Source organism: Thorsellia anophelis DSM 18579 (genome assembly GCF_900111395.1).
GTDB lineage: Bacteria > Pseudomonadota > Gammaproteobacteria > Enterobacterales > Thorselliaceae > Thorsellia > Thorsellia anophelis.
On the sequence record NZ_FOHV01000003.1, the window covers coordinates 1 to 15,851 of the forward strand.

Genomic DNA, 15,851 nt, shown 5'->3' on the forward strand with positions numbered 1-15,851 from the left:
TCTTGTGGTAGCAAAATACAATGAAATGGGTACAGAGCTTTTTCATAACGAAATGAAATTGAAAGAATTAAAATCTAAAGACCATGATTTTGTTGACATGGATGCACAATGGACAAAAACAAATACCCCACTCAGACTCATTCAATTTTATGATAGAAAAAGAAAGGGTAAAGGTTACCTAATTACGAATCTCGACAGGGGGCAATTTACAGGTGAAAAAGTCCTGTCCCTTTATGGTTTAAGATGACAAATTGAGCTATTTTTCAAAGAACTAAAATCTTTTTGTAGCCTAAAAAAAGTCAACACAGCAAATGCCAATATTGTTACAACGTTAATATGGGCGAGCATTTTAACTTTGATAATAAAACGTTATGTTGCCTTATCTGTAGGCATTTTATGGCAAACGGTTATTTCAACACAGAAAACTTGCAGGAGCAGCTTATGTTGGCTTCCAAAATTAATGAATTACCTTAATTCAGATGAGCAAGATATGAGTTTATTAGATGAAATATTCTCATTTATTTCGAAAAATTGTAGGAGATCTAATACGAAGCGAGATAAGGAAACTGAGATGTTTACATCAGTTCTGATCCCTTACTGCCAAATCAAATACTTAGAATCAGATCTACACAAAAAAAGAGCTTAAGAACTATCGTATGATAAATGATTTAAATTTCAGGGATAAAATCATCTTAACTATAAGATTCATTTAATAATGAAAAAGCTTGCTCGCCCCCTGTTAATTTGGTGCGGGGATAATGTTACATGAGCAGCCAAATTACAAAAATTGACAAAAATCCAATCCCCCTTGGCTTAAATATTACTAACAGAGCACCAAAATAATTAATATTAAATGAAAATCTATCCACTCAAAAAAGTTAAATACCATTTTCATCTTGATATAGCTTTTTTAATGATTTCTCAAGCTTTGAAATCAAATCAACTTTTTTTTTCAATCTATTATTCTCATTTTTTAAACTTGTATTTTTTCGTTGTAATTCAGAATTTAACTGGATTAAAAAATCAATATTCAAGCCTGACTTAATTTTTCCTATTTTAATTTCAGTTCCAACTGAACGATTACACAACTCAACTAATTGGTGAGGAGTAATAGTAAATTGATCGCATATAGTATTAACATCACAACCATTAAAAAAAAGAGCAATTACCTTTTCACAATCCACTTCAAGTAATTTTTTATTTTTATTCATATTTCCATCCTTATAAATTATAATTTCGATGAAAATTACATTTAATAACACTTCAGAAGAGATTTTGATTAAATGTAAAGTTGGATATTTTCATTAAAACCCTTAACAATTAATAGAACTAGTGATAATGAATATAAACTCATACCTACGAAATCATCACATAAAATTTTATTGTAACTAATAAACACTTCAAGTTATTAATCCGCTGGAATATTCATCTTAAAAATATTAAAAGCATCTAACCAACAACTTTTAATTAAAAATTTTCAGAAAATACCTATTAATTTTCATATGCAATCACTTGAAATAATATTCTTACATTATAAATTTGAAATATATTTCAAATACAATAAATACAAATACTTATAATCAACCACTCTAAAATACATGCATATATTTATATATAAATAAAGAAATTTTCGCTACTAAATACATATATTAAATTTAGATATCTAACCTACAAATTGGGATGTATTCTAACTTTTGTCAATTTATGTGAATCAATAATCTTTTTTATTCAAATACCTTTGCTAAGTTACATATTGCTGCTTCGCGATATTTAATGTCAAATACACATTTCGTTATTTCAGCTGTCATTGAGTTTTTTTCCGTAAGGATGGTTTTTCATATATTAATAGTAAAATACCTTAATGATGCTGTTTTTTTTACAGATATCCTATAATGCATAGCACTACTATCCTTTTTTAAAGAAATATCTAATATCCTGTGAACTTTGTTCTCAATTCCCTAATGCTTACTAATAATCTACAAAGATTCAGATGTCGATTGTCCATAAGCACTTTGCTTTTAGCAATTGTTCAATGATCATTCGCAGAGCCATCTGAAATCATCTATTATATATAGGTTATTTGAACAAACTAGGTTAGAGTTCCATTTAAACTTTATTTATGAGCCCACCTTTTAAATCTTTCGTAGACAGCACCTAAGTATCAAAATCATTCAGAGTATCAAGCCAAGATATACTAACATAGCCACTAAACAAAACACCCTCAAAAAACAATAGAAGCATCTATTTAACATGCACTAACACTCTTATAAAATATTTTATAAGAGTGTATTACTACTTGCTAAGCATCAACAGCTCCTAATTATAATCATTTGGGGCATCTGCACTTACGAAAATGGATACTATGTTTTCTGATAGAATATATTTGGAAGTACTATCGCGAACCGATATTTTCGCTACCACAGTGTATGCTGCAGAAGCACTACCGGGTTCTCTAGTATAAGCGTCAGCAAAAACACCCAAAAGTGCTACATTACTAGCTCCCAAATTATACCAATCATCGCTTACAGTATGTCCACCTGAATTATCTCCATAGTTAGTATCTACAATTGAAATTACACTTGCATTGATTTCAAATTCACCCGCATTTTTCCCAGTCGGTAACCAAACACCATACTCAGTATACATTCCATCACCTTGGAAACTAGATACACTACCATTAACTAAAGTTCCCCATTTTCCATCAGGTTTAAAAACTAGAACTAGTGAAGCAGATGCACTATTATCCCATGCATTACCATACTCCCCCCAAGATAAAGAGCCGCCATCAAGCCCATCTATCTTAAAATTCTGAATAGGCACATTCACACTTGCACTCGGCACCCATGTTCCAGGTGCATGAAGGAATGTATTACGAGCAAATACATAGAACATGAGTGTCTTACCTGCATCCTCTGGTTTTATTGTATAAGTACCTGCATTTTGTGTAGCTGGTACTGGATCAAAGGTTGCTCTAAGTTCTGATCCTACATACCAATGAGCCATTGAGTAATCCCCTGCATCAGTTCTAGTACCTGGATTCCAAGTATAAGAACCTGAGACGGTTTGGCCCACCGCAACATTTCCATTAATTTTCAAATTCGAGACAGATGGCAATATATTACCTGGCATATTTGGATCTGTACCTGCAAGATCATTATATGCTACAGAGCTACTAATCAATGGACTTGCCAGTCCTCTCGTATCTCTGACAATTATTCTCGCAGTAATTGTTTTACCAATATACGAAACATTTGCAGCAAATCTTGGCAACTGACCAGCTTGCGTTATCGTACCGCTTTGAATCGATGATCCATTTATTAGCCACTCATAAGTTGAACCAGTTTCAGTCGCTTGTGAATTTCCTGGAATAAAGAAATACGTTGCGCCTATAGTCCAATTTGTTTTCTCTAAATTTATTAGAGGTGTTGTCGCTGAAGGAGCTGTAATTGGCACATCAACACTAACTTCACGCCAAACATTAGGTGTCATATTTCTTGCATTTCGAGCGTAGACTCCCATCGTAATTGTCCTACCTGCATAATCAGGTTGGATGCTCATTGAACCTGATTGACCAGATGTACTGATATTAGTATCTCCAATAACATAACCATACCCGGTAACAGACCATCTATAAAGTGATGAATCAGCAATATCAGTTCTTGAACCAGGACTCCAAGAATATGTACCTGTTAAATTCTGTCCTACTGTTAAAGCTCCATTAATTTTAAGATTAGATACCGAAGGAAGAACAAATCCAGGTATAGTTGTATCGTCGCCTATCTGATTATTAATTGAAGTTCTGTTTGTTACTTGAGTCCCAACTTGGCCTCTAGCATCTTTAACAACAACATATACATCAACCAATCTGCCAATATAGCTAGCATTCATAGGAAGACCAGGCACTGTGCCACTAACCCCTACATTACCGTTTGTAATTTCTCCAATTCCATCAACGACCCATCTGTATGTTGATCCAGTTTCAGCTGCTCCTGAGTTCCCCTTATTAAATGTATAAGTTGCATTAAGAAGGTTATTAGCTGCATCATAAGCGAACTGTGGCTGTGAAGCAGACGGTGGAGTAATTGGTACTAAAGTTGAAACCTGTAACCATGTATCTGGAGTCATATTTCGTGCATTTCGAGCATACACTTCCATTCGGATTGTTCTACCTACATAATCAGGTTGAATAAATAGACTTCCAGATTGTTGTGAATAAGTAATCTGCGTATCAGTAATTACATATCCATAGTTATCTACCCACCAACGATATAATGATGCGTCCGCAATATCTGTTCTTGAGCCTGGATTCCAAGAATATGTACCAGTTAAAGTTTGTCCTACAGCTAACGCACCATTAATTTTGAGATTTGAAACAGATGGGAGTACAAACCCAGGTATTGTTGTATCATCTCCAATCAATGCATTAACAGTTGAGCTATTGGTAACTTCAGCACCAACTTGCCCTCTTCTATCTTTAACCACTAGATAAGTCCTAATAACTTGACCAATATTGCTAGCTGTAATAGACACACCTGGAATAAAACCTGATACACCAATGTTTCCACTAGCAATTTCGCCTTGACCATCAATTCCCCATCTGTATGTAGAGCCCAGTTCAGCCGCAGCAGAGTTACCAGCCTTAAATGTATAAGTTGCACTAATGACATTGTTTACATCGTCATAAGTTAGCTGTGGAGTAGTTGCTGAAGGAGGCGTAATTGGTACTAACGTAACAATATCCTGCCAAATATTTGGTGACATTTCTCTTGCATTTTTAGCGTAAACGCCCATTAATATGGTTCGTCCCACATAATCTGGTTGAATAACTAATGAGCCTGATTGCCCTGAAAGCAATATTTCAGTATTAGGCACAACAAAACCAAATCCTTCAACTGACCAACGATAAAGAGATTTATCTGCTATATCGGTACGTGATCCAGGGTTCCAAGTATAACTACCTGCAAGCGTTTGATTTGCAGCTAAAAGGCCGTTAATTTTTAAATTATTAACTGATGGTAAAACAAAGCCATCAATAGTCGTATCATCTACAATTAAATCATTAACTGCAGCTGTCATAGAAATTTCGTTACCTACTTGCCCTCTTGTATCTTTAACGGTCAAATAAACTCGAATAGTTCGACCGATATGAGTTGCTTTGATAGTTGCAGGAGGTACAATCCCATTAACAGTAATATTTCCACGCGAAATTTCTCCAATTCCATCAACTACCCATCTATAGGTTGATCCTGACTCTTGTGCTGCAGAGTTCCCTGGTTTAAAAATATATGTCGTGCTTACTTCATTCTTCACATTGTCATAAGCTAGAGGAGAGAGTGTTGCTGATGGAGAAGTGATTGGTACCGTAGTAGAGACATCTAACCAAGTATTTGGTGTTAAATTACCTGCATTACGTGCAAATACTCCCATTTGAATAGTTCTACCAGCAAAATCAGGTTGAACCCAAAACGAACCCGATTGTTCTGAAATAGAAATATTAGTCTCCGGCACCACATAATTGTATCCATCGACATACCAACGATAAGAAGAAAAATCGGCTAAATCCGTTCTTGTTCCAGAATTCCACTGATATGTACCAGTCAAAATTTCATTGACTGCGAGTTTGCCATTTATTTTTAAATTAGACACAGAGGGTAAAACAAGTGGTATAGTCGAGCTTGTAGCTCTCTTTATTGTTGAATTACAAATGTAAATATTACAAGCCTTTGCATCCAAATGAATGACGCCACCAGCATCAATCGGTTGGATCGTAAACTCAGGGATCACTCCAGATGATCTAACAATATCTTGGTCAATAACTCCACGATTAGTTGTCCATGTATAATTTGTAACATCCATGGCGTTCGCAACAGGCCACGCATTAGGTTGATATGTATAACTCCCTGTTATTTTTTGCCCTGAAGCAATATTTCCATTGATTTTTAAATTAGTTAAATCTGGTGCAGGCCAATTTGCAGTAAAACTTGCCTCTTCTGTATTACCGGTCATACCCAATGAATTTTTTGCTGTTATCGAAAGTTTTAAAACCACCCCGGGGGTTGCCGGGTTATTTAAGACAATGCCGGGTATAATCCCTGAATTGCTAATTGTTCCTTGGGCCCAAATTTCATCAGGGTTATCCATACGGTAAAATACATAAGAAGAAATATCCTGAGAACCAGTTAAAAAATTCCCCTCTAAATAAACATAACTAGCTGATAGTGTAGAGAAGAATGAACCACCACCGATAAAATTAATATTACTGACTTTTGGATTGCTTGGTAGCGGAATAGTGGCTGAATCTTTTGTTACAGTGAGCCCTATCACTCCAGCAGTATTTCTTGGTGTGATACTTAATGTATGTATTTCACCTGCCATTTGTGCTGTGATTTTAAAACCAGGCACTTTTCCTGAATTTGCAGTTGAGATACTTCCATCTACTCCCCTTTCAATTGTCGTCCCCTTAACACGCCATGTATAAGTAGACTCACTTTCAGCAGAACTTACCCAACTTCCTCTATCGAATTGATAGCTTGCAGAAACGTTTGCTCCAACATAATAGTTACTAGGCGCAATAGCAATATTTTTAACTGAAGGTTTCATTGGTAAAATAGAATTTGCTGCTACCTTTCCTAAATAATTGACTGCACCATTCACATGTGTTGGTGTCACGGTTAAGGTATAAATATCACCTACATTTTCAGGTTTTACAACAAAACCAGGGATAACCCCAGATGAAGAATCTTGAGCAACATTTACAGTTCCTGTTACATTAACACCAACTGGATTACGTGTTGCATCGGTTTTATTAGTCCAAATCCAAGTTGAACGATCAGTAGCTGCATCAAAATTATAATTATAGGTAGCCGATAATTTAGTGTATGTTCCTGCGTATTCGGATTTAATAGTTAGATTCGTTATTACAGGTAGACCCAATGCCGCACCTGACTCAGCTCTTACTTCTGCGCCAGTAATATTAGAGGCATTTTTAGGATACACTTTAAGAACATGTGTTTCACCAATCATCGCCCTAGTCAACAAAAACCCTGGAATATTACCACTATTCTCAGTAGTAACCGTACCATCTGTTCCTCGAATGGTTTCACTTGCTTTATCTTCCCATGAATATACTGAACCATTTTCTGCCGATTGTGTAAAACTTCCACGATTAAATGTATAGGTAGCACTTGTTGTCTCGCCTTCAAGATAAAATGAAGGTAAAATCACTAAATTTTCAATACTTGGACGGGTAAATTTAGGAATCGAAGCGACAACTTCATCATTAGTAATACCCGCTAAATCTCTCGGTATCATTCCAAGCTTAATCACTCGATTAATGTCATTATCATTGAGTATAATTGCAGGTACAGATCCTGATGTACTAATAGTACCAAACGCATTAGTCCTTGGACTAATTATTTCTTTGTCTGAAGATTCATATTCACTGGTATACCATTGCCAAGTAGAATTATCACCATTGTTAACAGAATTACTTGGCACATAGATATATTCCCCTATTAACGAACTTTCAGAGTTAGTAAATACTGTTTCTATTTTTAGGTTTTCAATTGTTGGCGGTGCCAATGGTGTAATATTATTTCTTTCATCCGTTGATTTAGTCGTAACAATCGTTCCTCTGCGTAAGGTAACGAATGTTTCAGGCAGTGCAGAAACCTCATATACGGTATTAATATCAGCAAGTGTTAATGGTGGTGAAATATGGCCGCCATTAGCTTTGGTTTTACCACTAGCCTGGGTAAAGTCTTTTCCAATTATATCAGCGGTTGTACCCTCTTGCCCCCAAAGCAATAAAGAACCATCTGCACCCGCAAAATTATCAATATAATCATATTCAGCGATTAAGCTATTACCCGGTGCGTATATACCTGATGCAATAACTAAATTCTCAATTTGTGGTTTCTTCCAAACAACATCATAACTTGTTATGAAAACTTGGTCCCCTTTTAAACCACCTTTTGTAATTGGTTGAAAAGCAAGTCGAACTTTACGCCCTAACTGAGCCTCTGGTAAAATAAAATAAGGGGTATAAAAATTATTCGCAATGGCATTCATTGCACGCCAAGCTGTTAATTCACCACCATCTATATCAACCCAGCGATATTCAGATGCATCAATTAAATTATTACCTATCGCATCCTTTCCAAACTCAATTTGATAAGACCCTGTTGCTGTCGTTAATGCCTCAAAACTACTAATAATACCAATAGGTTTAATAATTGGCTTTTGTGCTTCACGAAGAGCTACCGTTGTCGCAGTTAATGGTGTGATTGCTTGAATACCTGCAGAGTTTCTTGCCAAAACAGAAATTTCATAAATTTGATTGATATCTTCTGAGCTTAAAATAGGGGATTTGATCCGATGGGTATCATTACTATAAAATGTAGACCATTTTACCTGTCCTGCCGTAGTGTTAATTGCACCCCAAAGATAACGAGAGGCATCTTTACCTGCTAATCCATTCGGTAAAAAGTCATAAGTAGCATCAAGTTGGCCACCAATAATTAGTTGTCCGTCAATCTTTAAATTTTGAATCTCTGGTCTTGCTTTAAAATCAGGTTCTCTTGGTTCAGTTGAATCCATTTTGCGTGAACAAGTCACACCTTTTAAGCTCCCTTGTTCTTCGAGTGTATTACCATTTGCAATACCTACTGAACCATTTTCCAAAGAAAAAGTCGCTCTATCATTGTCATCACTTCTAAGATCAATTGCCCAACCATCGGCGGTATGCCAAGCAGGTGAAAGAGGATATTGGCTAATGTCTCCCCATTCATTTACCAAAGATGATATACCTCGAGTATCGCTACCATTCGTGACAATAGCAGAAGGTGGAAGTGAATAATTTTCTCCCCTAGCTGGATTAGTACACCATGTGATAGCTTCAGACCAATCGCTTGTTTGACCTAGTCCTTTATTAATAAACCATTCTTTGATTTCAAATGTATAATCAAATGCGATACCTCGTCCATCTTTAGGTTCCGCATGTAGAGTAACTGGGCCGGTCCTTAATGGGAATTCTTTGATAAAAGTAACTATACCATTTTCGTCAATAGCAATATAATCTTGCATTGATTCTGGTACAGTGAAGGTATAATTGATGTTATTTTCTGGTTTATCCATAACTAACTGAAAAGTAGCTCCCACAAAACCCGTTGTAGGAAATGCATCCCCAGTTTGATTAACAGCGTATTCAAAAGGATTAATTTGAGTTGCAATTACACGTTTATAGCTCGGCGTAGTAACTTCAAATGTATTCGAAACCATTACATTATTAAAATCAAACAACCCTGTTGCAGTTTTTAAATCCACATTGGCATGTGCTTCTATGGTTAAATTTGAACCATTTGGAAAGCTAACAGCAAAAGGTTGTTGTAACTGTTCAGCGCTTAACGCTATCCCATTATTTAACCATCTAATGACAGATCCTGGATGATCTGTATTAACAATAATCGCATTTTCTTCAGCAGGTTTGTCTATATCCAAATCAAAAATCATCATGCCATCTGTATTTTGGGAAATTGTGACTTGATTAGGTGCTACAGAATACGGAATTTCACTATTTGTTTTAGTTACTTCACCAATATCATAAGGCATTAATAAATAGGGGATACTATCTTCTGTTAATACAGGTTTATTCCCATGTATTTCAGGCGCATCTTTGCTTGAGATAACTTCAGCATTAACCATATGCATGCAACTTGCAGTTGCCAAAATAATAGTCAGAAATCCATATAACAATTTAATTTTGCTATGTTTTTCTGGAAATTGAATTCCATTTCCTATTAAAGTTATGATTGCCGTCTTCGCAAGATGAACAATTTTCATACATCAATCCCTTTTATTTATCATTATTAAAAACTACATTAATCCCATAAATTCGTTATCATCAAATTTTAGTGGTTTAAAATTATATAAGACCTAGGGTTCAGAACCCGGCTAAAAGCCAGGTTCTGTATCTAGACCCTAAAGGTAAATGCTACTTATTAATAGCGGCATCAGGATCATTATCAAATGTAATTGATATTGTTAAACCTTGTTCACTGCGCTCATCTTGACTTCTTGCACGTGAAAGGTCATTGTTCTGTTGAGTTCTAAACGTTGTTGAACCTGCATTGACACCATCAGGATCCGTTATCATTTGACCATTAAAGTACCAAGTGATTGATTTTTCGAAATCGCTTGTGACATCTTTATTATTGTCCTGACTATCAACAATTGAAACTGTATACTCAGTATCAACCTCTGGTTTATTAGGTCGACGCTCTTGGTTAGTTCCTTTGGTCTCATCTAAAATCACAGTGCCATCTGTAGATTTAATAATGACTTTATACCTATCTCCATCCTGAACAATACCCGAACCATCACCAGGATTTCCGTCGCCGCCATCCTCTTTGTTACCACCAGGACCACCGACATCAGGATTTTTCTCATCAGGGTTTCCACCTGGATTTTCGGTGTTGGGATGATTAGGATCTTTAGGGTTAGCAGGATTATTAGGATCAATTGGACCTGGACCTGTATCGCCAGGATCAACTTCTTTTGGATCTGTACCATCTCCACCATAGTTAACTACGTTCATAATTAAAATTTGGTAATTTTCTCTTGGCAAACCAAATTTAGTAGTAGGAGTGATTCTCATCCCAATCACTTTACCAATAGCAGCAGATGGGATTAAAAAACTTTCTCCAGTATATACAGCAGGGGCTGCTAAACCCTCTGTTACTGTTGCATTAGGAGCAAGTATCAGCCATTCAATAGTACTTCGACTAATATCAACATCCCAATAATTACTGTTTTCACCATCATCTTTATCTCCAAAAAGGTAATGCAATTTGTCTTTTGGTACAGTTAAGGTTTTACCTACCAATAAATCACCACTTACACCAATTCGTGGAATATTTGGTGCATTACCATTTATCTGTTCAGTCTTATCTGAACTTTGAATACCAGCAAAGGTAGGTAACGATAGACCTAAAAATGCCGTAATTGAAACTGCAACTAAAGTTGGTTTAATTATTTTTGTAAAATTTTTCATATATATCCTCAAATTGTTAATTAATTAAATTTCAAAAAGTTAAAATTTATTTAGTACCATCATTAAATTGAACAGATAAAGTCATCCCTTGCTCACTTAGATTTGTTGAATGTTTTGCTTGTGCAACTAAGTTATTTAACTGAGTTGTAAAACTAAGTTTCCCAGTCGTATCTATGGCAGTTGTATCTGGCCCTACTGTTTGTGTACCGTCTAAGATAATGTGTGGATTATCTCCATCTTTTAAACGCCAGATTACAGAATGCTGGTAGACATCAGAAAAGTCTCTATCTTCAGATCCATCTGCACTTTTACCCTTACTAACAATTTTGACAACGTAGGTTGTGTTAACTTCAGAAAGACCAACTTTGTTTTCAGAGGAAAGATGCCCTATCTCGTCTAAGATATATTTATCAGTTGCGTTACCTAACGCATCAGCAATAAAAATTTGCACTCCTAATGTTGTTGGATCAGGTCCTATAATGTCTGGATTCTCAGGATCTGGCCCTGGATCTGGCCCTTTATCTACTGGTGGAATAACAGGTGGTTTAGGATCACCATCTTCATCTTGACCACTAATCTGAGTGACATCTGGAACGGATAATGTATCCCCAATTTTAGGAATACCAGTTGTAGATTTTGGAGTAATACGATAAGCTAATTTTTTGCCTGCTGCGCCAGCAGGAATTGGAATCTCAATTCCGTCTCCTAATTTTACCGACGATCCTAAAATTTCAGTATCATCTTTCTCTAATAAGAACCATTCAACAGTTGATAAGCTAAGATCTCCTAAAAATATACCATCTACTGCTGTCGTAGGTGATTCTTTAATATCAAGATCTTTATCTAAAGGCTGATAAATCCTTTTGGGATCAGGTTTTAAAGAAACGATTTGTCCCTCATATAATTTCCCTGTTATCAATATTTGATCTATATAAGGTTTTCGTCCTTGTATTGGATCAGTTTCCGCTGATTCTCTTATTGCTGCTTGTACCATGCTAGAAGTAAATATAGCGGCTAAAGCAAGTAATAAAACACTTTTTTTGAATTTCATACTAAATCCCTTTTTTAATCATTGATAAAATGTAAATATAAAATAACTTCAATCAAGGCAAGCTGAGTGTCTGCACCTCCCTCAATGCGATACCATCAAAAGAGACACTCATTCTCAAACCTTGTTGACTACGGTTGTAACTTTCATCGTGTACATCAGTATGTCCTGCAAAAATATCTAATGAATTTCCATCTTTATCGTTATTGACTAAAGTTATGGAATTATTGGTTTGTGTTTTAAATAACAGAGTTTTTTCTGCTACGTCCCAGTACCTTGAGGTATCATTACTTTTGCGAATTCCAGTTTTAGAATCAAATGCAGTAGGTTGGTGCAATTGCCATATAATGCTCCCTAATAATTTTCTTTTAGCAATCTTGAGCTGTTCTGAATCATTGTCATTAATTTCTACGTTGATTGCTTTTCCACCCGCTGAAAATTTAATTGTATGAATAGTATTATTTTTAGGTGGACGATTACCTAGGGGGATAAACTCTCCAGTATCAAAATTTTGTTCCCAAATCTGTGCAGATGACTGTGGAAGTTCCATTATGGTACATGCAGTGCCATCTGCATTTAAAGTGATAGGATCACCAAGCAAAACATCAAAACTAGGTGTCTGCACTCCCTGCTCATTAAGCATCCATGTTGTGGAAAGATCATCGTTAACTATTAGCCTAAATTTTTCTAGCGGATTTAGATCTGGAACCCCTGTTTCTGTTGTCAAATTTCTTTCAATTTCAAAGCCAATACGCCAGCCACAATATTCGGGTTTAATAAATAATGTCTGAATGTCTTCACCATCTGCCAACTCTATTTCTAAAGCATCATCTAGATTTGAAGAATCAGCAGGTATCCTAAACCACACCATATTTTGGCGAGTACCATTCAAGGTAGTACCATCAGCAAGTATGATCGATTCTTTTAATTCTTTATCCATATCTGCATCTGTTACTTCATAAACAAAATTAATTTCTCTTCCCACTTTAAACTCACCTTCAATATGAGCATTTAACTGAGGTGCTGATCCTTCTAATATCCCGGTAAATCCTGAAGTCACAATAGAATCACCTAATTCGTCATTATCAAAAGGCGAAATGTATACCTCTGCTTGTGCTGGAAATACTATTAACACTGAATTCATTACAACAAAAGAACCTACCTTAAAAAGTCTGTTTAAAAAGCCCTGTTCGCATGTATTTTGACAATTTTGTATATCTAGTCCTTTCATAATTAATTCCCTGAAAAGTAATTAAAGTCAGCACACTTGCTTGCATCACCGATAGTTGGCCTCTGCTTTGTCGGATCTAGTTCTTTCTGCGCCGTATCTATTTGTACTGCTAGTAATAATCCTTGTTCATTTTCTACTTTCCCAGCAGTTTCAACTAAATTCAATTCATCTGTAAATTCATTATTTTGAATGTTATTGACTTGTGTGGAAAACATTGCATAACCATTACATCGTTCAATTACTGGAATAGTGTCTTGAGTTATCACCTCAACTCTAGGATCCCAATATCGCCACATAACACTATTGATATACAATGAAGTCACATCTACTATTGTTTGATTATTGCTATTTAAAAAACTCGTTGGTACGACTTCGACTCGATAATATGTATCAGGTTTTATTGGATCAGCACCATTTCCATAAATATCCGTTGTTAAGGTTAATTTTCGACCTTTTGGATTACCTGAGTAACCATCTCCACGTGGCCCCATGTCATATAGATTTACTGTCAATTCACCAGGCTCATACTCAAACAAGAAATGAGCATAAGAAAATGCAGGATTAAGACCAGGATAAATAACAACAACTTTCACTTTTAAGGCTGCGCCATTTGATGTGACCTTAATGTTCCACTTTCCTTCCCAATCACCTTGTTCGTTAATGATTTTATCAACGCTAGCAAGTCTAATAATTTGACTAAACGGATCATTACTATCATTAGGCTTATGCACCTTACCATCTGCATCATGGAATTGAATTATCGGTTCAATTCGCCATTTACCATCAATTGCTTCTAACCCTTTTAGATCATCTGTATTATCAAGTTCTGCATATGCAATAAATTCAGCCGCATCTTGGGTCGGATCTGCTAATGCTAGTGACGTATTGGAATTATTTAATCCTGAAATAGGAAAATTACTTAATAATTCATCATTAGTGATTGGATTGGGTTCAATAACAGCCCTGCCTAGTGTTACGACTGATACAGTTAAAATATTAGAAGAAACAGCACGTCCCTGTTCATCTTTAATGTGCATTTGGATGTAGTACGTTCTGCCAGAATTTAGATCAGCTTTAGGAATGATCCATTTATTTGGATTAGAAGGGTCTTGGATTGGTGTTAAAAAATCAATACCAGTCTGCCAGTCAATACTTGAGACTGGGTATGTACTGATAATTTTTGAGTCAAACGAATAATCGGTGTTAAAAAAGACGGTTGGATCTCCAGAGAGTTCCACCTTCATTTGCTGTTTTTCTCGATATTCAAAAATGATATCATAATTTCTATCAACAATATCATAACGGCTTCCCTTCAAACTTCTAGTTAAAGATACATTTTCGGGATCTAACTGCTCATCGATAGGTGTACCTAATTGAAGATTAATTGTTGCATCTATCTTACTATCATTCATACTATTAGAACCTTGCCTATGGCTAGCTGATAATGTGAATAATGGAACCGGTGTGTAATCAAGCCCAAATGTATAAGCATAAGGATTGGTTTGGCGTTCCTCTAAACTGAATAACGCAACTTCATCGCCGTAATATTGTTCAAAAATTAAATTACCACCGATATGAGGATAACTAGGTAGATAGCCTTTAGCACGAATATCAAAACCTTGTGCAGGACGCTCTTCAAATTTAGCTAAAACATCTGAATCTTTCCAATCAGAGATAGGGGCATAGTAGTTAGTTGCAAGTTTAAGATAATCAAACCAAAGTTCAGTACCAATTCCTAATCTTGTATTACTTCCTGTAAAATCATGGTCAATAAAAGCATTTCCGCCAATTAAATAATCATTTTGATCATAACGATAACCAAAACCAAAGTTACCTATTGTTCGACTTTCACCACCACTATTTTGACCATGAATTCCGACTTGTGAGAAAAATAAGTTAGATTCTTTATCGATTAAAGGTGAGAGTAATGAAAATTGGCTACCCTCAAGATTACCATCCTCATTAACCGATATATTTACTTCTACTTTACCAAATTTACCCAATAACGATTCGGTGAAATTTTGTACAGGCGTGAAAATTTGAGATTTAACTTGGCTTTTAGCCCAGTTTTCAGCTTCATTTTTTAATTGTTCAGCAGACAGTTCTTCCCAATTGGTTGTCGCTGCACCTTGAGCAAGAGTAGCAATATTTTCTTCTGTATTACTGGATATTAAAGATTCAATCGGTGTTGATCTTAATGCTATTTCCGCAATAGAAGATGTATCATCTTGTGAATTTGCAATCTCAGAAGTTGATAAACTTGGAAGAGCATTAACGCCTATGAGTGAATTATTTTTAGGGGTAAGAAGCTCATAAACTAATTGAGGTGGAACACTATAGGGCAATAAAATCGTTGATCCAATTTCAATCCTAGACTGAGAATCTTGTAAACTTGGATTTATTTTTGTAAGGATATCTAATGAGGTACCAGTAAGTGAAACAATTTCACTAAGTGAAGTTGTCTTAGTTACATTATAGGCTGTTGGCTGTTGGCTGTTGGCTGTTGGCTGTTGGCTGTTGGC

Annotated in this window: 7 protein-coding genes; 1 reads left to right on the top strand and 6 read right to left on the bottom strand. The window is 35.6% G+C overall.

The window, feature by feature from the left end:
- Positions 1-247: hypothetical protein (locus BMW37_RS15060; protein WP_425441747.1), on the top strand; the 247-nt coding region annotated here is incomplete at its 5' end.
- A 631-nt stretch (positions 248-878) separates the two neighbouring features.
- On the opposite strand, the gene BMW37_RS02195 is transcribed toward BMW37_RS15060, so the two are convergent.
- The 6 genes from BMW37_RS02195 to BMW37_RS02220 form a co-directional block, all read right to left on the bottom strand.
- Complete coding sequence (locus BMW37_RS02195) at positions 879-1,211, bottom strand: hypothetical protein (protein WP_093317446.1); 333 nt, start codon at positions 1,209-1,211, stop codon at positions 879-881.
- Between the two features lie 1,105 nt (positions 1,212-2,316).
- Positions 2,317-9,840, bottom strand: coding sequence for a hypothetical protein (locus BMW37_RS02200; protein WP_093317448.1), 7,524 nt, complete (start codon positions 9,838-9,840; stop codon positions 2,317-2,319).
- Positions 9,841-9,991: 151 nt separating this feature from the next.
- Entirely contained in the window at positions 9,992-11,050 is a 1,059-nt protein-coding gene (locus BMW37_RS02205) for a hypothetical protein (protein ID WP_093317450.1), read from the bottom strand.
- Between the two features lie 46 nt (positions 11,051-11,096).
- On the bottom strand, positions 11,097-12,101 hold the full coding sequence (locus BMW37_RS02210) for a hypothetical protein (protein ID WP_093317452.1): 1,005 nt from the start codon (positions 12,099-12,101) through the stop codon (positions 11,097-11,099).
- A gap of 52 nt (positions 12,102-12,153) precedes the next feature.
- On the bottom strand, positions 12,154-13,329 hold the full coding sequence (locus tag BMW37_RS02215) for a hypothetical protein (RefSeq protein WP_093317454.1): 1,176 nt from the start codon (positions 13,327-13,329) through the stop codon (positions 12,154-12,156).
- Positions 13,330-13,331: 2 nt separating this feature from the next.
- Positions 13,332-15,851: inverse autotransporter beta domain-containing protein (locus tag BMW37_RS02220; RefSeq protein ID WP_218139445.1), on the bottom strand; the 2,520-nt coding region annotated here is incomplete at its 5' end.